The sequence below is a fragment of the Streptomyces sp. NPDC059853 genome (assembly GCF_042731495.1).
In the GTDB taxonomy this organism is placed as follows: domain Bacteria; phylum Actinomycetota; class Actinomycetes; order Streptomycetales; family Streptomycetaceae; genus Streptomyces.
On the sequence record NZ_JBHWJL010000560.1, the window covers coordinates 1 to 1,378 of the forward strand.

Here is a 1,378-nt window from a genome sequence, read left to right on the forward strand (position 1 = left end):
ACCCCGAACACCGCTGACCCGCACAGCACGGCGGCCCCGTACGCCCGCCGAACCGGCGGGGGTACGGGGCCGCTTGTCGGCCCGGCCGCGGTGTCAGCCCGGCCCGGCCGCGGAACCGTTCCCGGTCACAGGCGGGCGCCGATGGCCCGGCCGTCGCGCGGGAGGAGGAAGTCGGTGGACGGCGGGGAGCCGTCCGCCGCCCGGTCGCCGGTGACCAGGGCGGTGTCGGTGGACAGGACGGAGCCGGGACCCCAGTCGCCGCCCAGGTCCCAGGAGTTGCCGACGGCGGTGGAGCTGCCGAGGTTGACGGCGCGGGCGTCGGCGACGGACGGGTTCGCGGTCAGGGTGGAGGCGGAGCGGTTGACCTGGAAGCCGGTGTCGCCGTTGCGGAAGGTGGTGGTGCGGGAGATGGTGAGCGCCCCCGGGTTGCCGTTGTCGGTGACGCCGTCCTCCGCGTTGTCGAAGGCGATCGAGTGGGTCAGGGTGTGACCGGCGGCCGGGCCCGGGTTGCCGCCGCCCCTCTTGAAGCCGTTGCCGTCGCCCTCGAAGTCGGGGAAGTCCCCGTGGTTGAAGCCGTTGCCCCAGGCGAGGGAGTTCTCGATGGTGATCGCCGACTCGAGCAGCCAGGCGTTCGAACCCGTCGTCGGCGTTGCGCCACAGCCGGGCGCCGACCACCCGGCTGCCCTCGCCCCGGCCCTCCTTGATGCCCAGGCCGTCCGCGCTCTCCCCGTTCTTGCGCGGCCGCCCGCCGCAAGAAGGTTGCCCGGTCAGCTGCCCTTTGCGGTCATTCCGTAATACCGTCGGGCGCATGGTGACGATCAACGCTCCCGCGCGGAACTGGGCGGGCAATGTGACCTTCGGCGCCCAGCGGCTGCACCGTCCGGCCTCCGTCGCGGAATTGCGGCGCGTCGTCGCCGGATCGCGGCAGCTGCGCGTCCTGGGCAGCGGGCACTCCTTCAACCTCATCGCCGACACCCCCGGCGATCTGGTCCGGGTGGACGGACTGCCGCCCCGCATCGACATCGACGCCGCGCGCCGCCGGGTCACCATCGGCGGCGGCCTGCGGTACGCCGAGGTCAACGCCGCCCTCCACGCGGCCGGTTTCGCACTCGCCAACCTGGCCTCCCTGCCGCACATCTCGGTGGCCGGTTCCTGCGCCACCGGCACCCACGGCTCGGGCGACTCCCAGCGCGGCCTGGCCTCGGCCGTGACGGCGCTCGAACTCATAGGCCCCGGCGGCGACACCGTCCGCCTCGACCGCGCCGCCGACCCGGACGTCTTCCCCGGCGCGGTCGTCTCGCTCGGCGCGCTCGGGGTGGTCACCGCCCTGGAGCTGGAGATCGAACCGTCCTACGACGTCGCCCAGTGGGTGTACGAG

2 protein-coding genes are annotated in these 1,378 nt (G+C 73.9%); both read left to right on the top strand.

Annotated elements, in window-relative coordinates:
- Positions 1-174 precede the first annotated feature (174 nt).
- Entirely contained in the window at positions 175-489 is a 315-nt protein-coding gene (locus ACFV5N_RS27835; protein WP_385605321.1) for a hypothetical protein, read from the top strand.
- 319 nt (positions 490-808) lie between these two features.
- Positions 809-1,378 (top strand): FAD-binding protein (locus ACFV5N_RS27840; protein WP_385605324.1); only part of this gene is annotated, 570 nt, incomplete at its 3' end.